General features: G+C 38.3%; 17 protein-coding genes and 3 pseudogenes. 3 read left to right on the top strand and 17 right to left on the bottom strand.

Annotation, left to right across the window (positions count from 1 at the left end; all coding sequences use genetic code 11):
* Positions 1-105: 105 nt before the first annotated feature.
* Both BLP98_RS04930 and BLP98_RS04925 read right to left on the bottom strand, forming a co-directional pair.
* Complete coding sequence (locus tag BLP98_RS04930) at positions 106-1095, bottom strand: lipoate--protein ligase (RefSeq protein ID WP_074482180.1); 990 nt, start codon at positions 1093-1095, stop codon at positions 106-108.
* A gap of 70 nt (positions 1096-1165) precedes the next feature.
* Positions 1166-2572: a MocR-like pyridoxine biosynthesis transcription factor PdxR gene (locus BLP98_RS04925; RefSeq protein WP_074482179.1), complete on the bottom strand. Its 1407-nt coding sequence runs from the start codon at positions 2570-2572 to the stop codon at positions 1166-1168.
* 90 nt (positions 2573-2662) lie between these two features.
* On the opposite strand from BLP98_RS04925, the gene BLP98_RS04920 reads away from it, so the two are divergent.
* Positions 2663-3565: a DMT family transporter gene (locus BLP98_RS04920; RefSeq protein WP_074482178.1), complete on the top strand. Its 903-nt coding sequence runs from the start codon at positions 2663-2665 to the stop codon at positions 3563-3565.
* A 212-nt stretch (positions 3566-3777) separates the two neighbouring features.
* Here the strand turns inward: BLP98_RS04920 and lpdA are convergent, their stop codons facing one another.
* From lpdA to BLP98_RS04900, 6 genes and pseudogenes are all read right to left on the bottom strand, one after another.
* The gene (lpdA, locus tag BLP98_RS04915) at positions 3778-5187 is read right to left on the bottom strand and encodes a dihydrolipoyl dehydrogenase (RefSeq protein WP_419177408.1); all 1410 of its coding nucleotides are present in this window, start codon (positions 5185-5187) and stop codon (positions 3778-3780) included.
* Between the two features lie 86 nt (positions 5188-5273).
* A pseudogene (locus tag BLP98_RS09650) lies at positions 5274-5520 on the bottom strand (biotin/lipoyl-containing protein); the annotation flags it as partial.
* A 26-nt stretch (positions 5521-5546) separates the two neighbouring features.
* Positions 5547-6554: pseudogene (locus tag BLP98_RS04910) on the bottom strand (dihydrolipoamide acetyltransferase); the annotation flags it as partial.
* A gap of 195 nt (positions 6555-6749) precedes the next feature.
* Positions 6750-6878, bottom strand: a pseudogene (locus BLP98_RS09645) (biotin/lipoyl-containing protein); the annotation flags it as partial.
* Between the two features lie 52 nt (positions 6879-6930).
* Positions 6931-7935 carry an alpha-ketoacid dehydrogenase subunit beta gene (locus tag BLP98_RS04905; RefSeq protein WP_074482175.1) on the bottom strand — a complete coding sequence of 335 codons (1005 nt, stop codon included), beginning with the start codon at positions 7933-7935 and terminating at the stop codon, positions 6931-6933.
* Positions 7936-7968: 33 nt separating this feature from the next.
* A complete protein-coding gene (locus BLP98_RS04900) occupies positions 7969-8934 on the bottom strand; it encodes a thiamine pyrophosphate-dependent dehydrogenase E1 component subunit alpha (protein WP_142349356.1) in 966 nt (321 codons plus the stop codon).
* Positions 8935-9309: 375 nt separating this feature from the next.
* Here BLP98_RS04900 and BLP98_RS04895 point away from each other — a divergent pair, with 375 nt between their 5' ends.
* Positions 9310-9918 carry a TVP38/TMEM64 family protein gene (locus BLP98_RS04895; protein ID WP_074482173.1) on the top strand — a complete coding sequence of 203 codons (609 nt, stop codon included), beginning with the start codon at positions 9310-9312 and terminating at the stop codon, positions 9916-9918.
* A gap of 115 nt (positions 9919-10033) precedes the next feature.
* Complete coding sequence (locus BLP98_RS04890) at positions 10034-11491, top strand: alpha-amylase (protein ID WP_074482172.1); 1458 nt, start codon at positions 10034-10036, stop codon at positions 11489-11491.
* Between the two features lie 73 nt (positions 11492-11564).
* On the opposite strand, the gene BLP98_RS04885 is transcribed toward BLP98_RS04890, so the two are convergent.
* The 9 genes from BLP98_RS04885 to BLP98_RS04845 all read right to left on the bottom strand — a co-directional run bounded on the left by BLP98_RS04885 (position 11565) and on the right by BLP98_RS04845 (position 21151).
* Positions 11565-13301 (bottom strand): ABC transporter ATP-binding protein, encoded by a 1737-nt coding sequence (locus BLP98_RS04885; protein WP_074482171.1) that lies wholly within the window; start codon positions 13299-13301, stop codon positions 11565-11567.
* A 3-nt stretch (positions 13302-13304) separates the two neighbouring features.
* A complete protein-coding gene (locus tag BLP98_RS04880; RefSeq protein WP_074482170.1) occupies positions 13305-15029 on the bottom strand; it encodes an ABC transporter ATP-binding protein in 1725 nt (574 codons plus the stop codon).
* Positions 15030-15074: 45 nt separating this feature from the next.
* A complete protein-coding gene (locus BLP98_RS04875; RefSeq protein ID WP_074482169.1) occupies positions 15075-15677 on the bottom strand; it encodes a lysozyme family protein in 603 nt (200 codons plus the stop codon).
* The gene (locus BLP98_RS04870; protein ID WP_039696955.1) at positions 15677-16654 is read right to left on the bottom strand and encodes a nucleoid-associated protein; all 978 of its coding nucleotides are present in this window, start codon (positions 16652-16654) and stop codon (positions 15677-15679) included. The genes BLP98_RS04875 and BLP98_RS04870 overlap by 1 nt, the downstream gene beginning before the upstream one ends.
* 42 nt (positions 16655-16696) lie before the next feature.
* Positions 16697-17947 carry a serine hydroxymethyltransferase gene (glyA, locus tag BLP98_RS04865; protein ID WP_074482168.1) on the bottom strand — a complete coding sequence of 417 codons (1251 nt, stop codon included), beginning with the start codon at positions 17945-17947 and terminating at the stop codon, positions 16697-16699.
* An 84-nt stretch (positions 17948-18031) separates the two neighbouring features.
* A complete protein-coding gene (locus tag BLP98_RS04860; protein ID WP_074482167.1) occupies positions 18032-18631 on the bottom strand; it encodes an L-threonylcarbamoyladenylate synthase in 600 nt (199 codons plus the stop codon).
* On the bottom strand, positions 18624-19454 hold the full coding sequence (gene prmC, locus BLP98_RS04855) for a peptide chain release factor N(5)-glutamine methyltransferase (RefSeq protein ID WP_074482166.1): 831 nt from the start codon (positions 19452-19454) through the stop codon (positions 18624-18626). Before prmC ends, BLP98_RS04860 begins: the two co-directional genes overlap by 8 nt.
* Positions 19454-20533, bottom strand: coding sequence for a peptide chain release factor 1 (gene prfA, locus BLP98_RS04850; RefSeq protein WP_074482165.1), 1080 nt, complete (start codon positions 20531-20533; stop codon positions 19454-19456). The genes prmC and prfA overlap by 1 nt, the downstream gene beginning before the upstream one ends.
* A 36-nt stretch (positions 20534-20569) precedes the next feature.
* Complete coding sequence (locus BLP98_RS04845) at positions 20570-21151, bottom strand: thymidine kinase (protein ID WP_074482248.1); 582 nt, start codon at positions 21149-21151, stop codon at positions 20570-20572.
* Between the last annotated feature and the right edge of the window lie 281 nt (positions 21152-21432).

Raw genomic sequence — 21432 nt, 5'->3', positions numbered from 1 at the left:
ATATTACACCTTGGAGCCTACTCAAAGTCAAGAGCTTTTTTAATTTTTCTGTATCTTTTCATAAAAAACAACTAAACATTGGTTTAGCTGTTTTTCATTATTACCTCACTCCACTACTGCTTTTGCAATTTCTTGTGGGGTGATATTAGTGAAATATTGTGTGGTGTCTATGGTTTGGAGTTTTTCTAGGACATCTTGGTATTCATAGCGTAGGCCGATAAGTTTTTCTTCAATATCTGAAACATCTTTGATGCCAAAGAAATCACCATAAATTTTAAGACCTGTAATCATAGACTTTTCAACTTTGACGTAGCTTGTAATCTTACCAGCTGGATAGCGAACTGAGCGTTTAATAGTATAATCTGGTGATTTGCCAAAATTCCAATCCCAAGTTGCAAATTTCTGGTCTGCTAAGGTTTGAATGGCTACTAATTCTTCTTCTGAAAAGACATATTCGGTCATTTCTGGATAAGATTCTTTCATTTTAGCTAACAGTTTATCTGAAAAGTCTTCAACTGTGATTTTTTCGGGTAATTCATTCAAAATGTTAGTCACACGCGCACGGACTGATTTAACCCCTTTTGATTCAATTTTATCTTTTGAAACTTGAAGGGCATTGCTAAGCACTGTCATATCAACATCAAAAAGCAAGCAACCATGATGCATCATGCGACCTTTGTAATAAGCTTGTGCATTACCACAAAACTTTTTGCCATCGATTTCAAGGTCATTTCTTCCAGTGAAGGTCGCTGTCACACCAAGATCAGCAAGGGTTTCGATGACAGGTTGTGAGAAAGTCTTAAAATCAAAGGCACCTTCTTGTGCCTTATTAGAAATAATGGTGTAATTCAAGTTATTAAGGTCATGGTATACTGCTCCGCCACCTGACAAGCGACGAACCACATGAATACCATGCTCATCTGTATAGGCTTTATTAATTTCTTCGATGGTATTTTGATGTTTACCAATTACAATTGTTGGTTCATTGATCCAGAGAATAAAAATCTCATCTTCATCTTGTAATTCACGAAAAGCGTAAGCTTCCAAGGCAATATTGTAAGCAGGATTATGGGACTTGTTGACGATATACTTCATATGAAAGCTCCTTCATTTTCATTAAGCTTAGTATATCAGAATCACAGACCGGCGTCTTTTAATTTGCTCACTAATTCTCCCAAGCTTTTCTCAGCCGTTTGACACAATCTGGAATGTCTTCCAAGTCAATTTTGCTAAATCCAAGAAAGAGACTTTCCTGTGGACAAGCCGCTTTTTCTTGCCAAAATTGCATAGTATCATAAACTCGGACGCCTTCTTTTTCAGCACGTTTAATGACATCACACTGATTGATTTTATCTGGAAAAGTCACCAGAAAATATTGTCCACTAACATTTGAAGATAGTTTAATTGGAGCCTTAAATTGCTCGAATTCCTTTTTAAATGCTTCATAACGTTTTTTGAAGACGTGATTCATTTTGCGAACCAAGCGGTCATAATCGCCACTAGATAAAATATTAGCCAGCGCAATTTGATTCAACAAATTAACCGTACTATTGTAAAGTTTAAATTTATCCAAGAAAGCTTCCGTGAATTGCTCAGGTAAAACCATGTAGCCCATCCGAAATGACGGTGACAAGATTTTTGAAAAAGTCCCCAGGTAAATCACGAGATCAAGGTAGTCAATGGATTTTAAAGCAGGGATTGGACGCTGGTAATAGCGAAGTTCACTATCATAATCGTCTTCAATGATAAAGGAATTCTTTTCCTTGGCAAAAGCTAGCAGCTCCTGACGCCTAGAAATTGGCATAATCATACCCAGTGGAAATTGATGCGATGGTGTGGTATAAATCATCTCAATCTCCGCACTCCTATCAACCTTAGTCAAGTCCAAACCTTTCTCATCAACTTCTGCCGTCACGATTGGATAAGCATTTTTCTTAAAAATTTCACGCGCCTTGGGATAGCTTGGATCTTCCATCAAGACGCTTTTTTGCGTATTACCTAGAAACTGGCAAATATAATCCAATGACTGCTGCAAACCACTGGTGATGATAATTTGATTAGGGTGGCATTTCACCCCGCGGATACGTTCCAAGTATCGGCTGATTTCCTTTCTCAGCTTATATTCTCCCTGAAATGGCTGCAAAGTTGATAATTGCTCTGCTTTATCCAATTCATCAAGCGCTTGTAAATAATGCTTTTTCCAAACTTTTTTTGGAAACAAATTATTGGTATGACTACTATTTGTTAAGTCATAAACAATGTGATCATCATTTGAACAAGCTTCCTTGCTAGGAAGAATGTCATTAACACCTTTTTCTGATTGAAAGGCTTTAGGCAATTTTAAAACATAAAAGCCAGCGTTTTGACGACTTTCAATATATCCTTCCAAAGTTAGCTGCATATAAGCTCGATCAACAGTATTGCGACTAACTCCAAGCATTTTAGCTAAAGTTCGAGTCCCTAAAAGTCTCTCAGCAGGCGGTAAATAGCCCTGCAAAATCTCTGATTTTATCTGCTGATAAATTTGCTGGTAAAGGGGACTGCTACCTGCACTGCGATCAAGATGAATCATATTTCCTCCAAAGTGGCACCTAAAATTTTTTAAATACTGGTACTTTTTATTATACCATGTATTCGTTACAATTTTAGCTGAGGTGAAAAAATGAAGCAAAATCGTACAAATGATAGCAAATATATTTTCTTAATCTTTCTAGCTATCTGTTTTTTAGCAACTGGTGGCATCTTTGTCAAACTCAGTTCGTTACCACCAATCAATACCGGTTTTTACCGTGTTTTATTTTCCATTCCCATGCTAATGCCATTTCTTAAGAAGTCTGATTTACAGGCCTTAAGCCGTAAACAAATCACAACAATTGTCTTAGCAGGAGCTTTTCTAGCAGGGGATTTAACCTTTTGGAATACATCGTTTTCTTATACTAGTGTAGCCAATTCAAATCTACTAGTAAACCTTACCCCTTTTACCGTTATTCCAGTCAGTTATTTCCTATTCAAAGAAAAAATAACGCCTAAGTTTTTATTAGGTGGCTTGATTACTCTTACTGGTGTTCTCGTTCTCATGGCAAATAAAGTAACCATGTCTCCTAATCGTTTACTTGGAGATTCTATGAGCCTTGGAGCTTCCGTTTTTTATGCCATGTTCATGATTACCGTTTACAAATTACGCGATACGGTCAAATCAAACATCATCATGTTTATCAGTGCTTTTGGAACGCTGCTGGTACTTGCAATTGTTATTTTCTTTACGGAAGGTTTTTATTTACCAAAGAACTTTGGTGAGCTTTGGCCGCTATTAGCATTAGCTTTAGTCTCTCAAATTTTAGGACAAGGCTTACTAGCTTATTGTTTGGGAAAAGTTAGTGCCTGTCTATCCTGCTTAATTACCCTTTCTCAGCCAGTCGTTGCCGCACTTTATGCTTGGGTAATTTTCCAAGAGAGTTTAAATCTCCAAACTGTTATCGCCATTCTGATTACATTAACAGGTGTCTACCTTGCTAAAACACAAACATCAACTGAAATTACACCAGAAAAATCTCAATCCGTTTAATTTCTACATTCATAACTAAAACATCCTCAAAACTAAAAAATCTCTTCACTTTTCATACTCGCATAAAAGCTTATTTATTTGATTAAGCTAAAACAAAAAGGCTAAGACAAAAGTTCTTAGCCTTTTTAGGTATAAAGAAATAATTAATAATATATCTTTTTTGTTAAGAAAACAAATTTCTATAAAGCCGTTAACTTGCTTTCAACAGCTTTTCATTTCTTGGGTGGGTTATGGATAGCTTCGCCAATAGTATCTAGAAAAGCTTCATACATATTTTCAGAGAAGGTTGGATGTCCATGAATGGCTTGGGCCACTTCATCAACTGTTAACTCATTTTCCATGATAGTTGCTGCTTCGTTAATCAGCTCAGCTGCTGCAGGACCAATAATATGCACACCGAGAATTTCATGGTACTTAGAATCAGCAATGACTTTAACAAATCCTTGAGCTTCATTTGATGCCAAAGCTCGTCCGTTACCTGAAAAACTTGATTTACCAATCAAGACCTCGCCATACTTTTCACGCGCAGCTTCTTCAGTCAATCCAACCATGGCAACTTCTGGATGAGTGTAGACGGCTGCAGGTGTATACTCGAGTTTTGCTTTGCGATGATTGCCAGAAAGAGCATTTTCAGCAGCTACTTCTCCCATACGGTAAGCAGCATGCGCTAACATTTTCTGACCATTAACATCACCAGGCGCATAGATACCTGGAATAGACGTTTCTTGATAGGCGTTTACTTTAATACGATTACCATCCATGGCTAAATCTAGCTTTTCAAGTCCCTTCATCTGTGGCACGCGTCCAATAGATAGCAGAACTTTATCAGCCTGAACAGTTTCTCCGTTTGATAATTTCAAGGTTAAATGATTTGTCTCATCAATAATTTCTGACACACCAACATTTGTCTTAATGGTCATACCTTTTTTAGTCAAAATCTTTTGCAATTCTTGCGATACTTCTTTGTCCATTGCTGGAATAATGCGGTCAGCCATTTCAATAACGGTCACATCAACACCATATGATGCCCAAACCAATCCAAGTTCGATACCAACGACACCACCGCCCATAACAGCTAGTGATTTTGGCATTTCACGTAAATCAAGGATATCGTCAGAGGTCAAAACACGCGGTGAATCAATACCTGGGATATTGATACGAGACACTTTTGATCCAGTTGCTAGAATAATGCTATGACCTTTAATGGTTTGATGACCAATTGTTACCGTCTTGTCTGGGTTAACTTGGGCTAGTCCATCAAAAATAGCTACTTTGTTTGCTTTCAAAAGTCCTCGAACACCACCCGTCAAGTTTTTCACAACACTATTTTTAAAATCTACAGTCTTATCCATATCAATACTGTAATTGGTTGAAGCCAGATTAATTCCTCGCCCAGCAGCGATTTTTAACCCATCTAAAATTTCAGCATTCTTAAGATAAGTTTTCGTTGGAATACAGCCAACATTCAAGCAGGTACCACCGAATTCAGACTTTTCAACGATAGCTACTTTACCTCCTAGTTGCGCAGCACGAATAGCTGCATAATAACCTGCAGGTCCTCCACCAACGACAACAACATCATACTCATCTGATGCAAGCGAAGTTTTTTGTTCTGAAGACACCTCTGACGTCACCGTCTTTGGAACTTCAAGCCCTGCTGATTCCAATTGAGATGTCGCTTCTTTCACACTGACGTCTAACTCATCAAGAGTCTCTCCTTCTGCTCCAATATAACCAATCACCTCAGTCACCGGAACCACATCACCAGCTGGATGGGTAATTTTTAAAAGAGTCCCCGAATCTTCTGCTTCCAGTTCCATATTTGTCTTATCAGACATGATTTCAAGGAGAATGTCACCCTCTTTGACGCTATCGCCTTCAGCTTTTTTCCACTCGATAATCTCGCCTTCTTGCATATCAACGCCAAGCTTTGGCATGATAATTTCTACTGCCATAAGTTTTTTCCCTTTCTTAACTTTGTCTAAATCAGCAATTCTAATGGATTTTCAAGAAGTGCCTTGAGATCTAACATAAATTTTGCACCATTCATTCCATCAACCAATCGATGATCAATGGTCAAACTCATTCCCATAATCGGACGAATGACGACTTGACCTTCATAAGCAACTGGTTTGTCAATCGTTGCTGAAATGCCTAAAATAGCTGAGTTTGGTTGATTAATAATCGGATTAAAAGACTTGGTTCCAAACATTCCTAGGTTTGTGATTGAGAAAGTCGACCCAGACATTTCTGATGCTTTCAATTTTCCAGATTGAGCCTTTTGAATCACATCTTTAGAGGCAATTACGAACTCTGATAAGCTCATTTTATCTGCTCTATGAACAACTGGAACAACAAGTCCATCTGACAAGCCAACAGCTATTCCTAGATTCACAAAGTGATGCAATTCAATGTCTTGCCCATCATTAATCAAAGAAGCATTTAGATAACGGTGTTCTTCTTTCATCAATATTTTAACAACCGCAAGTCCAATTAAATCTGTAAAAGTTACTTTATAGCCCGTCTTAGCTTTGATTGGCTCAATCAATTGCTTGCGAAGAGCAATCAAATTCGTCATATCAATATCATAGTTAAGTGTAAAGGTTGGCGCAGTGAAATAAGAATGTGACATTCCTTTTGATATTGCCTTGCGCATCGCAGACATCTTAATCACTTCAACACCTTCTGGTAAATCAGCAACTTCTTTTTGAACACTTACCGTTTCAGAAAGAGGTTCATTGCTTGTCATTTGAGCTAAGATATCCTTCTTAGTAATCTTGCCACCAACACCAGTTCCAACAATACCAGTGATATCAACACCAATGTCGTCAGCAATTTTACGAGCTAATGGTGTTACACGGACCTTATTAAATGAAGCGACATCATCCTTATGAATGCGGCCATTTTCACCGCTACCACTAACCTCTTTGATATTAATGCCACGTTCACGTGCCAATTGACGTGCCGCTGGTGTAGCACGAATCTTATCATCTTCATCATTCTTTTGAGAAATAGCTGGCGCTAAATCTTCTGATAAGGAATCAGCTGACGCTTTCTGACTTGATCCTGGCTGATTTGCTTGCTCTATTCCTACAGAATCAGGAAGTTTCTCCCCTTCTGCTCCAATATAACCAATCACCTCAGTAACAGCTACCACGTCACCTGCTGGGTGCAGAATTTTCAAAAGAACACCAGAATCTTCTGCTTCTAGTTCCATGTTCGTCTTGTCAGACATGATTTCAAGAAGAATATCCCCTTCTTCGATCTTATCACCTTCAGCTTTTTTCCATTCAAGAATTTCTCCTTCTTGCATGTCTACACCAAGCTTTGGCATAATAATTTCATTTGCCACAGAAAACACCTCCTTAGGCATCACGACCGTTGCGAGCCATTTTATAGATGGCTGCCTTAATCTTGTCAACGTCTGGCAGAATGCCCTGCTCCAAAACACGGGCGTAAGGGACTGGAACATCTTCACTTGCCAAACGAACAATTGGATAATCAAGGTAGTCAAAGGCTTCGCTTTCGGTTACCTGCGCAGCAATTTCACCAATAAAGCCACCTGTCTTATAAGCATCATTAACTAACATGAGCTTACCAGTCTTCTTAACAGAACTGATAATCAAGTCCTTATCAAGAGGTATTAAGGTGCGAGGATCCACCACTTCGACACTAATCCCATCAGCCGCTACTTCATCTGCTGCTTGAAGCACACGCTCTAACATGCGACCATAAGAGACAATAGTCAGATCACTTCCTTCACGCTTAATATCACCTTTTCCTAAAGGCAGGTAAAAATCAGAATCCAAGATAACGTCTTCTTTCTTACCATAAAGCGCCTTAGGCTCCATGAAAATAACGATGTTGTTATCACGAATGGCTGATTTTAAAAGCCCTTTGGCATCGTTAGCATTTCCAGGAGCTACCACTTTAATACCTGGAATATGGGTTAACCATGCTTCTAGAGATTGCGAATGCTGTGCTGCTGATCCAATTCCAGAACCTGACGCGACTCGAAAAGTCACAGGTGTTTTCAAACCACCACCAAACATATAATTATTCTTAGCGCCATTATTAACAATAGCATCAAGAGCAATGGTAATAAAATCCATAAAAGTCACGTCAACAATCGGACGAAGGCCAGTTATAGCTGCACCAATAGCACTCCCAGCAATAGCTGCTTCTGAAATCGGCGTATCCTTGATGCGTTCAGGTCCAAACTCCTCCAACATACCAACAGATGTTCCAAAATCACCACCATAAATCCCAACATCCTCACCCATGAGAAAAATCTTGTCATCTTTTCGCATTTCTTCTGTCATGGCAAGATTAATGGCTTCTCGCAAGGCCATTTGTTTTGTTTTAGTCATTATTTTCTCTCCTCTTTGTCATTGAAAAGCTATTTAATCTACCCAGACATCCTCTAAAGCAACTGATAAATCTGGTTCTGGACTATTTTGCGCAAATTCATAAGCATCATCTATTTCTTTAACCACTTGTGCATCAATAACATCAAGTTCTTCTGAACTTACAATCTGATTCTCAGTTAAATACTTACGGAATTTAACAAGTGGGTCTTTTTGCTTCCACTCATCGACCTCTTCTTTACTACGATATTTACCAGCATCAGCAGTTGAATGACCAAACCAACGGTAAGATTCGGCCTCAACAATCGCTGGACCATTACCAGAACGAACATGCTCAACTGCTTTGTCCATGGTTTCATATACAGCTAAGACATCATTACCATCTTCGCAATAAAATCCTGGAATACCATAAGCTTCCGCTCTTGTGTAGAGGTGAGGCGTATTTGTTGCTTTCCTAATATTCATAGAAATGCCATAACGATTATTAATAATGAAGAAAATAACAGGAAGTTTCCAAGTCGCTGCTAGATTAACCGATTCATGAAATGAGCCTTCATTTGTCGCTCCATCACCAGAAAAAGCCACAACAATATTATTCGTTTTTTGATAATCTTGCGTAATGGCTGCGCCGACAGCCAGAGCATAACCACCACCGACAATGCCATTAGTCCCATAATTTCCTTTTTCAAAATCAGCTAAGTGCATCGAGCCACCGCGACCTTTTGAAACACCAGTAACCTTTCCAGCTAACTCAGCCATCATTTTATTCAAATCCATGTCTTTAGCAATACACTGCCCATGGCCTCTGTGATTTGAAAAGATAATGTCATCATAAGTCAAATGAGCCATCGCCCCGACACTTGCCGCTTCTTCCCCAACAGAAAAGTGCGTCATGCCTTGGACGAAACCTCGTCGTACGAGTTTGTTAATTCGCATATCAAATTCACGAATACGCTGCATCTTCAGATACATTTCCATATATTGTTCTTGAGACAAATTCATGCCATTGTCCTCCAAATATCTTTCTTAGTTAGTCCATTAATCATAAGCTATTATGTCTCAAATCGCAAATAATTTAACCGCTTTTTTGGAAGCGTTTAAATAAAAATAAAAAAGACGCTTGCGGCGCCAGGGATTTAATCATTTTTTAGACAAATAATAACTTTTTCAACTAACCAGAAAAAGCAAGCGGCCGGGAAAACCACTTGCTTCGGAGTTATATGAAAAGTTTTTAGGATACTTATATTATAGTTTTTTCTACTTTATGCTGCATCCGTCTTAAGACCTATTTTTATTTTTTAAACATTTCTTTAAAAAGTTGACTTATCTCTAAAAAGTTTTACAATGATAGCAGCAAATAAAGAAATAAGATTGGAGATGGCGCTTCTGTTTCAACATTACAAAATAATTCAACGCTTAATTCATATCCTATCAGCACTTGTCTTTATCATATCCTGTGCCTGTATTTTTTGGCTATACCAACACAGCTATCTGACTAATCAGGAAAAAATCCAAGCACTAATTGGACAAGATAAAGTCTGGGGAGCAATCTTCTTTACAATTTTCCAGATGATGCAAGTTGTTGTTCCAATTGTTCCAGCTAGCTTAACCATGATGCTTGCTGTGATGACTTTTCACCCAGTAGTTGGTGTTTTAACCAGCTGTATCGGCATTATTATTGGGACAATGATTTTGTTTTTACTGACACGTTGGTATGGAAAGCGTTTCTGCCTTCTCTTTATCAAAGAAAGCACCCTGAAAAAATACGAAGACCTAATTGCCAGACATAAATCTTTTACTGTAGTCTTCACCATCTGTATGCTCTTGCCCTTTGCTCCTGCTGATTTATTGGTTATGCTAGCAGCACTTAGTAATATGCCATTTAAAACATTTTCTAAAATTATTGTCTGCTGTAAACCAATTTCCATCATTGGACACATTTTACTGCTCTTTTATGGTGGTGAATGGATTATACACACCATTTAAATGCTGAGAACAATTCTCAGTTTTTTTATTTGATTTTTTACAGCGCAAACGTTTGCATTATTTGAAGTTTCTGTTAAAATAAAAGAAAAAGTCTTTCTCTTTGAGGTACGATATCATGATTAATGAAACTTTGATGCAATACTTTGAATGGTATTTACCGAATGATGGTAAGCATTGGAAACGTTTGGCAGCTGATGCTCCTTCTTTAGCTCAAAAAGGTATCACAAAAATTTGGATGCCACCTGCTTTTAAAGCTACACACGATGGTGATGTCGGCTATGGGGTTTACGACCTTTTTGATTTAGGTGAATTTAACCAAAAAGGCAGCATTCGTACTAAGTACGGAACCAAAGCTGAATACTTAGATGCTATTGCAGCCTTGAAAAATAATGGCATCAAGCCTTTAGCAGATGTCATTTTAAACCACAAAGCGGCTGCTGACCATACTGAAACTTTCAATGTTGTTGAAGTTGCCCCAGATGATCGCACAAAGGTTATCAGTCAACCCTTTGAAATTGAAGGTTGGACTAATTTTACTTTTGACGGTCGTAACCACACCTATAATGATTTTGAATGGCATTGGTATCATTTCACTGGTACTGATTACGATGTCAAAACTGGTAAAAGCGGTATTTTCCAAATTCAAGGCGATAACAAAGGCTGGGCTAATCAAGATTTGGTTGATGGTGAAAATGGCAACTATGATTATCTTATGTATGCCGACCTTGATTTCAAACACCCAGAAGTTATCCAAAATATTTATGACTGGGCAGACTGGTTCCTTAAAACAACAGGTGTTAGTGGTTTTCGCTTGGATGCCATCAAGCACATTGATTCTTTCTTTATGGGCAATTTCATCCGCGATATGAAAGCCAAATACGGCGATGATTTTTACGTTTTTGGTGAATTTTGGAATGGTGATGAAAAATCTAACAACGACTACCTTGAAAGCACTGATTATCGCTTTGATTTGGTTGATGTTCGCCTTCACCAAAATCTTTTCGAGGCAAGTCAAGCTAAAGAGAACTATGATTTACGCCACATTTTTAATCAGACTTTAGTTAAAAATCATCCCCATTCTGCTGTTACTTTCGTTGATAATCACGATACTCAACGTGGTCAAGCTTTGGAATCAACTGTCGAAGAATGGTTTAAACCAGCCGCTTATGCTTTGATTCTGCTTCGTCAAACTGGACTGCCTTGTGTTTTCTATGGAGACTACTATGGCATTTCAGGACAATTTGCTCAAGAAAGTTTCCAAAATCAAATCGATAAATTGCTTGAGCTACGACAAACAACTGTTTACGGCCAAGAGACTGATTATTTTGATCAAGTAAACTGCATTGGATGGACTTGCTTAGGTGATGATGAACACCCTAGTGCTCTAGCTGTTTTGATTAGTAATAGCAAAGCTCAGTCAAAACGAATGTTTGTTGGGAAGAAATGGGCAGGCCAACTGTTCACTGACGCCCTAGACAATCAAACTGCACAAGTCTTAATTGATAAAGAAGGCTATGGTGATTTTCTCGTTGCTGAAAAATCTGTCAGCGCTTGGATTCCACTAGCAAGATAATATATACAAAAAAGAGACTAGAAAGATTTTCTTAGTCTCTTTTACATATCTAAATTTATGTAAACTGAATACATTATCCTGCTTGTGCAGTCTGCATTTGATAATAAACACCTTGTTTTGTCATTAATTCATCGTGGGTACCGTATTCTACGATATCACCATCAACCATTACCAAAATACAATCAACTGATTGAATCGTTGATAAACGGTGAGCGATGATGAAACTTGTACGCCCCTTCATTAATTTTTCAAAGGCTTCTTGGACAAGAATTTCAGTACGCGTATCAATTGACGAAGTTGCTTCATCCAAAATCAAGATTTTTGGTAACTTGACAAAGATACGGGCAATGGTCAATAACTGACGTTGACCTTGTGACAATGACGCTCCCGCATCAGACAAGTAAGTGTCATAACCATTTGGCAATTGACGAATGAAGAAATCTGCGTTGGCTGCTTTTGCTGCTGCAATCACTTCTTCACGAGTAGCATCTGGATTACCATAAGCGATGTTATCATGAATTGTTCCGACTTTTAACCAAGTCTCTTGCAGAACCATACCGATTTGTTGGCGGAGCTCTTCAACTGAGTAATCAGCCATTGACACGCCATCAAGGTAAATTGCACCCTTATCAACTTCGTAGAAACGCATCAAAAGATTAATCAAAGTTGATTTACCAGCACCAGTCGGCCCAACGATAGCAACTTTTGAAGCGGCAGGGATTGAGAGATTCAAATGATTAATCAAAGTTTTCTGTGGTGTGTAACCAAATGACACATCTTTAAATTCAATTTGTCCTTGAATCTTATCAGCATCCAATTGTTTAGTAACTGGAAGTGGTTCATACTCTTCATCTAAAATGGCATACAAGCGCTCAGCACAAGCAATCGCTCCTTGCAATTCTGACAAAACTGATGAAATATCGTTAAACGGCTTGGTGTATTGGGTAACGTAGTTCAAGAAAGTTGTCAATTGACCAACGGTAAAGGCACCTGACATAATGCGAAGCGCTCCTACCCCTGCCAATAAGGCATAAATCAAACTATTGATAAATCGTGTTGATGGGTTAACCGTTGATGAATAGAAAATGGCTCCTTGCGAATAATCTGCATAAGTGTCATTGATTTCTGTGAAAGTATCAATCGCTGCTTCTTGCGCATTAAAGACATGCAAAAGACTTTCTTGACGAATCATCTCTTCAATGTACTGTGTTTGGCGACCACGAGATTTAGTTTGTTTTTGATACAAATGATAGCTCTTATTAGCAATAAAGCGTGCTAAGAAAAGAGATAAAGGTGTCAAAATAAGCACCAAACCAAGCATCAATAAATCAATGTCAGCCATTGTCATGATAGTAATGATAATTGTCAAAACCCCAATGAAAAATTGGTTGAAGACCATCAAGAGACCATTACTTAATTGCTCAGCGTCAGTTGTGACACGACTGACCAAATCACCAGAGCTTTTCTTATCCAAATAAGAAATCGGCATTTGGTTCAATTTTGCCATAACTCTTTGACGAAGATCATAGATATAACCAAAGGTCAAACGATTGTAAATCAATGGATTCAACCACTGAACCAAAGTATTTAGACCAATGACAATTGCCATTTTCGTGATAATTGGGATAATCAAGGTCAATGATTTTGGTGATAACACCACGTCAACTGCATTACCAATTAGGACAGGAAGGTAAACCGTTAGAGCAACTTGGGCAATTGTTCCAAGAGTCGCTCCAATCACAAGTCCCTTTTGAGAAAGAAGTTCTTTAAACAAACGACGACTTGTATCAGATTGTTTTCTTGCTTTCATCTTCTAGTCCTCCTTTCCTTTTTGGTGTTGTGAGTAATGGATGTCTCGGTAAAGCTCATTAGTTGCAAGCAATTCATCGTGACTAGCAAATCCTAGTTGATGTCCCTTATCCAAAAGCAAAATCTTATCAGCAGCCTTCAAACTATTGGTACGTTGTGAAATCAAAATCAATGTCGTATCACTTAATTGTTCATGAATGGCTGATAATAATTTTGATTCTGTCAAATAGTCAAGTGCTGATGTTGAATCATCCAAAATGAGGAGCGGTGCCTTTTGAACAATAGCACGCGCAATGGTCAAACGTTGACGTTGACCACCAGAGAAATTGCGACCAAAAGCTTCTACTGGCGCATCCAATTGTCCTTCTTTTTCAGAAACAAAATCACTAGCTTGAGCAATAGCTAAGGCACGCCACAAGTCTTCATCGCTGACATCACCTTTTAATCCTAAGATCAAGTTTGATCGGATAGTTCCTTGGAAAAGCTCGGCTTTTTGTGGCACCACATTGACCCAAGAACGCCATTGTCCGAGCGTTTTAGGAGAAAAATGATTGTGAAAAATAGCTAAGCTACCTTCCTGAGGTGTATAGAGATGAGTCAGCAATTCTACCAAAGTAGATTTCCCAGAACCTGTCCCACCAATAATTCCTAAGAAATCACCCGGATTTAAATGAAAATCAATGTGAGATAGTGAAGGCTCTGCTGCTGTTGGATAAGTAAAGCTCATGTCTTTAACCAAAACAGCATACTCAGACTGCATTTGCTCCAACTCAGTTGATAAATCTTCAGAGTCTTTTTCAAAAACTTCAGTGATACGTTTGGCACTGATAAATGATTGGTTCAAGGATGCCACAAGCATGGTCATCTTAAGCAATTCCGTTAGAATTTGCAAAAGATAATTAACCAAGGCAATTAACATCCCTTGAGAAAGCAAATCATTACTAATCTGAAGATTTCCTTGCCAAATCACAAGAACCAAAGTGCTATTAACCACAAGGTATGTTAATGGTGTGACTAAACTTGAAAGACGTCCTGCTTTTAACTGTAAATCAGTGTAGTCTTGGTTCCCAGCAGCAAATTCTCTTTCTTCCTTATCAACTTGACCAAAAGCTCGAATAACACGAACCCCTTCTAATTGTTGACGTGTCATGTTAACAATCTTATCTGTCGCACGACGAATCTTAGCATAGATTGGATTCAACAGATGTGACATGGCAAAGACAATCATAAATAAAATGGCAACCATGACCAAAAAGTCGATGGTCATTTTGGGACTGATGTTAAAAGCCATGATAATAGCACCAAAAACAATAATCGGTGCGCGAAGGAAAAGACGTAAGAATTGGTTAATTCCTGTCTGGATTTGATAAGTATCACTGGTTAAACGCGTAACCAAACTTGATGTTGTCAGTTTATCACGGTCTTCCTTACTCAAGCCCATGATTTTCTTAAATAAATCCGATGTCAATTGACGCGTATAGCCAACGGCTGCTTTTGAAGAAAAATACTGCGCCGTGATGGCGACAATAACACCAACAATTGCAAACAAGAACAAAAGACCAATCATCAAAACAAGATTTACCTTATTATTGCTTGGAATAATCGTATCAACAATTCTTGCAATAATAATTGGCACTAATAATTCAAATGATGCTTCAAACAACTTGAAAAGGGGACCTAAGATTGTCTCCTTTAGGTACCCTTTGAAATAACGACTTAAATACTTCATGTTTCTCTGTTTTAATAGAGATTCTAAACTCTAAACCTTACTAAATTAAAATAAGCTCATTAATTCAATCAAATACAAATTAAAATGAACTTCACGCGAGTAGTAGATATTACCACCATTTTTATATAATTGCCCACCTGAAATTAAAGCGAGAGGATGGTAGTAAAAATAAGATTCACCAGTCGTGTTACCAAGACTTGGAGCTACTACATCGCGTGAATAAGTTTTAGCTAAAGCAATTGTGCTTTTACTACCATGCTTTGCAACATAATCAATATAAGATGTTCCAAAGTTATAAGCTTGAACAGCTGTCCAAACATCTACTCCTGCCTCATCAGCTAAAGAAAGATTTTCTGAAAGGACTGTGACACCCTGACGAATACTAGTCTGACTATCGGTAATCGAATTAGCAACACCATCTGAACTTTCACTTGACTGCATTACATCGTCTTCGTTTCCTTTAGTTTCAGTGTAAATCATCGCCAATACCAACTCAACATTAGCCTTGGTGTCATTGTCGTCTAAAATCTCTTTAACCATACTTTTATACTGTAAAACTTTATGAACATTTTCGTGAGTTACATAAACTTGATACCCACAGAAAAGGACAAAAGCCAGTATAATCAGGCGTTTTAAGAACTTAAACATTATTTATTTTGAATATCCTCTATATTTTTAATCAAGATGGAATAGGTTCCATTTGGATTCTGAATAAATTCAACCGATTCGGCATCTTCATAGACATTATTAGGAACAATTAATTGAATACCATTAGATAGGGACAATTTTTGGTTCTCTAATTTTTTCGTTTGACGTGAATGGTCAATATCCGAGACTTGAATAGGCTCAGGAATACTTTCTTTCAACTCATCAACAAAGGTCAAACGAGCTGTTAAATTATTGTCAAAGAGTTGGTCCGCCAATTTTTCTGGAGATAATTCTTGCTCTTCTTCCAAGTTTTTGTGAATGGCTGCTTTCATTTTTGATTGGAAAGCAAAATCGTCTTGTTGGAAGTTTTCAGCAATTTTTTGGGCTGCTTGTTCCACCATTTTAATCGATTTTTTGACCGACTGTTCAGGCTGAACTTGCAAGAGATTCTCTGAGAAATAGTTGGCAAAACTACCATTGTGCTTAATGCGTTTTTCAATCAAATAATAATGATGGTTAACACGATTAATCACCAAGGCTTCATCTGGTGTTTGAGCCGCAGACGGGTAATTATTTTGTGTGATTTTAATCGGACTTTCACTGTCACTTGAGATATGCGTAAAATTTTCTCTTAATGCCACACGAAGGAAAGCAAAATGCTCAACACCGTCTTTATCAAATTGGATGAAGACCAAATCATTTGTCTTTTGATTATCAGAAATGACAAACTCTTCTTTCCAAAGCTGAGCGATTTTAACGGATGATTCCATCAAATCATCACTCAAATAACTAAGAAAGACATTGTCTTCTGAGAACGTTCCACGTTTGGCTTCATCTGAGAAAACTTTGCTTAATTTTTTACGAAAATACTCATCAATACGTGGCGTAATCGTCAATAACTGATCTGACAAAATGAGCTCTGTATCATTTGGCGTAAATTGATGAATAACAATGCGTTTAATATATAAATCAATCATGGTTATGTATGTCTGAACACATCAAACGTGTTCAGTTGTTCGTTAATAAAGTGGGAAAGCATCTGTCAGTGCTTTAACCTCACGACGAACCTCCTCTAAAATAGTTTCATTTTGATAGTTTTCAAGTGCTTTTACAATCAATTCAGCAATGGCACGTGATTCTTTTTCGCCCATTCCACGACTGGTAATAGCAGGTGAGCCAATACGGATACCAGATGTCTTAAATGGTGACAAGGTTTCAAATGGAATCGAATTTTTGTTAAGCGTAATGTTAACAGACTCTAAAATATTTTGAGCCAATTTTCCATTTTCGACCACTTTTGTCACATCAACAAGAAAGACATGATTGTCTGTTCCACCTGAAATGACACGGAAATTTGGATGTTGATTAAAGACATCAGCCATAGCACTAGCATTTTTAATCACATTTTCGCCATATTCTTTGAAAGCTGGATCCAGCGCTTCTTTTAGAGCGACAGCTTTGCCAGCAATCACATGCATTAATGGACCACCTTGAAGACCCGGAAAGACTGCAGAGTTAATTTTCTTAGCAATAGCTTCATCATTCGTCAAAATAAGTCCACCACGCGGTCCACGAAGAGTCTTGTGCGTTGTTGTCGTTGTCACATGAGCATATGGTACTGGACTTGGATGATGGCCTGAAGCCACAAGTCCAGCAATGTGGGCCATATCAACCATTAGATAAGCACCAACGCTGTCTGCAATCTCGCGGAATCTTGGAAAATTAATAATACGTGAATAAGCTGACGCCCCAGCAACGATTAATTTAGGTTTGACTTCTTTAGCCAAATCTGCCAATTTATCATAATCGATACGTTCTGTGACAGGGTCAACTGAATAAGAGACAAAGTGGTATGTTTTTCCTGAAAAGCTGACTGATGCACCGTGAGTCAAGTGACCACCTGCAGCTAAATCCATTCCAAGGACAGTATCACCTGGTTGGATTAAAGCCATGTATGCTGCGGCATTAGCTTGACTTCCTGAATGCGGTTGAACATTGGCAAACTTAGCACCAAACAATTCTTTAGCACGTTCGATAGCCAAATTTTCAACCACATCCACACAATCAGTTCCACCATAATAACGTTTGCCAGGGTAACCTTCAGCATATTTGTTAGTCAGCAATGTGCCTTGAGCTGCCATAACAGCTTTTGAGACAACATTTTCAGAGGCAATGAGTTCAATATTATTTTGTTGACGAACTTCTTCAGCATGAATCGCTTGCCAAAGTTCTGGGTCAAATGCTTCGTAGTTTTCCTTGTCAAAAATCATATCCTTATCTCCTTTTGATAAGATCAAGTCACAATCATTAGCGATTGTAAAAGCCGAAACAGTATCAAATAAATTCCCAAAAAGTTAATCTTTTGCAAAAGGCAATTCCGGCACACGAGCCAGTAAAGCTTCTTTTGTAATCGCCCCTTGGCGCAAAATACGTGCAAAATCACCTGATAAATCTAAGATTGTCGAGTCAACACCCGTAATGGCCGCATCATCTGAAAGTCCTGAAACTGAACTTTCAAATTGCTCTTTGATTTCAGTAAAAACTTTTCCACTTTCTTGGCCAGAAATATTTGCAGAAGGTCCAATCAGCGGGCCTACCTTTTTAATCAAAGCTAGAGTCTGTGGGTGTTTGGGAATTCTAAAACCAATTGTTGATAAGCCAGAATTGATCCAAGCTGGCACACGGTCATTTGCCTGTAAAATAATTGTTAACGGTCCAGGTAAAAAAGCGTCATAGAGTTTTTTTAGATAAGTTGGCTGATTTTTTGAAAAAGCTAAAATCGTCTCGTAATCTGCCACGTTAAGATTCATGGCTTTGTCTTTAGGACGACGTTTTAAGTGATACACATGTTCAACTGCTTCTTCATTCATGGCTTGTGCAAAAAGCCCATAAACGGTTTCTGTCGGCAAAATCACCGCACCACCCGTTTGAAGTATTTCTTCCAAATTAGCCATTATCCATCACGACCATTCTATCTTTACCAAATATGTCTTCTAAGACACGGACACGTTTTTGTGGGAAATGTTTGCTAAGCAAAGCACGCAAACCATCTCCTTGCTTGTAGCCAATTTCAAAATAAAGTTTACCATTTTCTGATAAATGCTCACCAGCGCCTTCGATAATTTGGCGGTAAATGGCAAAGCCATCCTCATCCGCAAAAAGTGCCAAATGAGGTTCAGAAGCAAGAACATTCACCCCAACTTCATCCTTATCGCCATAAGCGATGTAAGGCGGGTTTGAGATAATCACATCAAAAGTCCCTGTAATCTGACTGAAAACATCTGATTCCACAAAATCAAGCGACACTTGATTGAGCTTACTGTTTTCTTCTGCCAATTGCAAAGCACCTTGCGAGATATCTGAGGCTGTAACTTGCCAGTCAGGTCGCGCAGACTTAAGTGAAATGGCAATAGCTCCGCTGCCCGTTCCAATATCTAAAACACGTAAATCTGCTTTGCTATTTTCCTTTAAAACCAAATCAACCAATTCTTCCGTTTCAGGTCTCGGAATCAAGACACGCTCATCAACCGCAAGCTCCAAATCACGAAAATAAGCTTTTCCAGTGATGTACTGCGGAGAACGATGATCTTCTAGCTGACCCATGATTGACTCAAGGAGCTTCTGATCTGATTCAGTCACTTCTTTATTTTGATGTAAGATGAAATCAAGAAGAGTCCAGCCCTTTAACTCACGAAAAACGTAAGTGAGGTTTTCTGGATCTTCTCCAATTTCTTGTAAATGTTTTTCTAGTTGGCTGATTGTTTCAGCGTAGTTCATTATTTATTTAACTCTTCTAGTTTCTTAGTTTGATCAAAAAGAATAAGCGCATCAATCACTTCATCCAATTTACCTGACAAAATGCTATCAAGTTTTTGCAATGTCAAACCAATACGGTGGTCTGTCACACGGTTTTGTGGGAAGTTATATGTACGGATACGTTCTGAACGGTCACCAGTACCAACTGTTGATTTACGTTCAGCATCTTGTTCGTCTTGAGCGATTTGAGCAAAGTGGTCCGCAACACGCGCACGAATGACTTTCATGGCTTTATCACGGTTCTTTTGTTGTGTACGTTCTTCTTGCATTTCAACTTTGATACCAGTTGGAATGTGAACCATACGAACGGCTGTCGCAACTTTATTGACATTTTGTCCACCGGCACCAGATGCGTGGTAAATATCTACACGCAAATCTTTTGGATCGATTTCGTATTCTACTTCTTCAACTTCAGGCATGACAAGAACTGTCGCTGTAGATGTGTGGACTCGACCTTGGCTTTCTGTAACAGGGACACGTTGCACACGGTGAGCACCTGATTCGTATTTCAATTTAGAGTATACAGATTGGCCTGAGACCATGACAACAACTTCTTTGATACCACCAACACCATTGTATGAGGCTTCCATAACTTCAAATTTCCAGCCTTGGCTTTCAGCGTATTTTTGATACATTTGAAGAAGGTCACCAGCAAATAGAGCCGCTTCATCACCACCAGCAGCACCGCGGATTTCCAAGATAATGTTTTTGTCATCATTTGGATCTTTTGGTAAAAGAAGAATTTTAAGTTTTTCTTCGTAATCTTCTTTTGCTGCTTTTGATTCTTTGAGTTCTTCTTTTGCCATTTCTTCAAGTTCTGGATCGCCACCAGCATCTTTAATCATTTCTTCGGCATCTTCGATGTTTTGAAGAACTTTTTTGTATTCACGGTAAACGGCTACTGTTTCACGCGTGCTTGCTTCTTCTTTTGACAAAGCCATGAAACGTTTTGTATCACTAACGACATCCGGGTCGCTTAGTAGTTCTCCTAATTCTTCATAACGGTCTTCAACCGCTTGTAGCTGATCATAAATGTTCATCTGAGTATATTTCCCTCTCTTTTACAAATTCTTTTCTTATTTTTCGTCTGAAATCATTGGATGAAAATAGTGTTTACGGCAAACAGGGATGTAAGTCTCATTTCCTCCAATTTGGATTTGATCTCCCTCGTAAACCGGTTTGCCATTTTCAGTTCGCAAAACCATTGTGGCTTTTTTTGAACAGAACTGACAAATAGTTTTAATTTCATCAATTTTATCTGCTAAAAGCAGTAGGTATTTTGAACCTTCGAATAATTCGTTCTGAAAATCATTTTTTAACCCAAAAGCCATAACTGGGACTTCTAATTCATCAACAACACGCGCTAATTCATAGACATGCTTTTTCGTTAAAAACTGACATTCATCAATAAGAACACAATATGGTTTTTCTGGTAGAGCTTCGACGTAAGCAAAAACATCCATATCATTTGTAATCGCAACAGCTTTACGGCGCATGCCGATACGACTAGAAACAACCCCATAACCATCACGCGTATCAAGTGCTGACGTCATAATGACAACAGGCTTGCCTTGTTCTTCATAGTTATGAGCTACTTTCAAAATTTCAATGGTCTTACCAGAATTCATGGTTCCATATTTATAATAGAGTTGAGCCAAAAGTGACAATCCTACCTTCTACTAATATTCTACTATTCTACCATAAAATCGCTGATGGATAAACAAGAAGAAGGATCAATTCAATGCCTCAAAAACGTTCACATCCCACTACTACAAGTATTTAACAGCATAAAAAAAGCTAAAGCAAATTTTGCCTTAGCTTTTATCACTAAATGTGATATCGGTAACCAACACTATTGAATAACAAATCAACGCACTAAAGAGCGACAAAACCGCCACTCCTTGCACTGTTAAATTGTTAATGCTTAACTCTATTGTAG

This window comes from Streptococcus equinus (genome assembly GCF_900104225.1).
Lineage (GTDB): Bacteria > Bacillota > Bacilli > Lactobacillales > Streptococcaceae > Streptococcus > Streptococcus equinus_D.
The sequence above is the reverse complement of the archived record's forward strand: the minus strand, read 5'-3'. Positions and strand labels throughout refer to the sequence as shown.

Excerpts from the sequence above, each read along its gene's own strand:
- glyA (WP_074482168.1), bottom strand. The coding sequence starts at position 17,947 with ATGATTTTTGACAAGGAAAACTACGAAGCATTTGACCCAGAACTTTGG.
- BLP98_RS04920 (WP_074482178.1), top strand. The coding sequence starts at position 2,663 with ATGAAGCAAAATCGTACAAATGATAGCAAATATATTTTCTTAATCTTT.
- BLP98_RS04885 (WP_074482171.1), bottom strand. The coding sequence starts at position 13,301 with ATGAAAGCAAGAAAACAATCTGATACAAGTCGTCGTTTGTTTAAAGAA.
- BLP98_RS04900 (WP_142349356.1), bottom strand. The coding sequence starts at position 8,934 with ATGAATTTGTCTCAAGAACAATATATGGAAATGTATCTGAAGATGCAG.
- BLP98_RS04870 (WP_039696955.1), bottom strand. The coding sequence starts at position 16,654 with ATGATTGATTTATATATTAAACGCATTGTTATTCATCAATTTACGCCA.
- BLP98_RS04925 (WP_074482179.1), bottom strand. The coding sequence starts at position 2,572 with ATGATTCATCTTGATCGCAGTGCAGGTAGCAGTCCCCTTTACCAGCAA.
- BLP98_RS04890 (WP_074482172.1), top strand. The coding sequence starts at position 10,034 with ATGATTAATGAAACTTTGATGCAATACTTTGAATGGTATTTACCGAAT.
- BLP98_RS04860 (WP_074482167.1), bottom strand. The coding sequence starts at position 18,631 with ATGGCTAATTTGGAAGAAATACTTCAAACGGGTGGTGCGGTGATTTTG.
- BLP98_RS04895 (WP_074482173.1), top strand. The coding sequence starts at position 9,310 with ATGGCGCTTCTGTTTCAACATTACAAAATAATTCAACGCTTAATTCAT.
- BLP98_RS04875 (WP_074482169.1), bottom strand. The coding sequence starts at position 15,677 with ATGTTTAAGTTCTTAAAACGCCTGATTATACTGGCTTTTGTCCTTTTC.
- BLP98_RS04905 (WP_074482175.1), bottom strand. The coding sequence starts at position 7,935 with ATGACTAAAACAAAACAAATGGCCTTGCGAGAAGCCATTAATCTTGCC.
- BLP98_RS04930 (WP_074482180.1), bottom strand. The coding sequence starts at position 1,095 with ATGAAGTATATCGTCAACAAGTCCCATAATCCTGCTTACAATATTGCC.
- prmC (WP_074482166.1), bottom strand. The coding sequence starts at position 19,454 with ATGAACTACGCTGAAACAATCAGCCAACTAGAAAAACATTTACAAGAA.
- prfA (WP_074482165.1), bottom strand. The coding sequence starts at position 20,533 with ATGAACATTTATGATCAGCTACAAGCGGTTGAAGACCGTTATGAAGAA.
- BLP98_RS04880 (WP_074482170.1), bottom strand. The coding sequence starts at position 15,029 with ATGAAGTATTTAAGTCGTTATTTCAAAGGGTACCTAAAGGAGACAATC.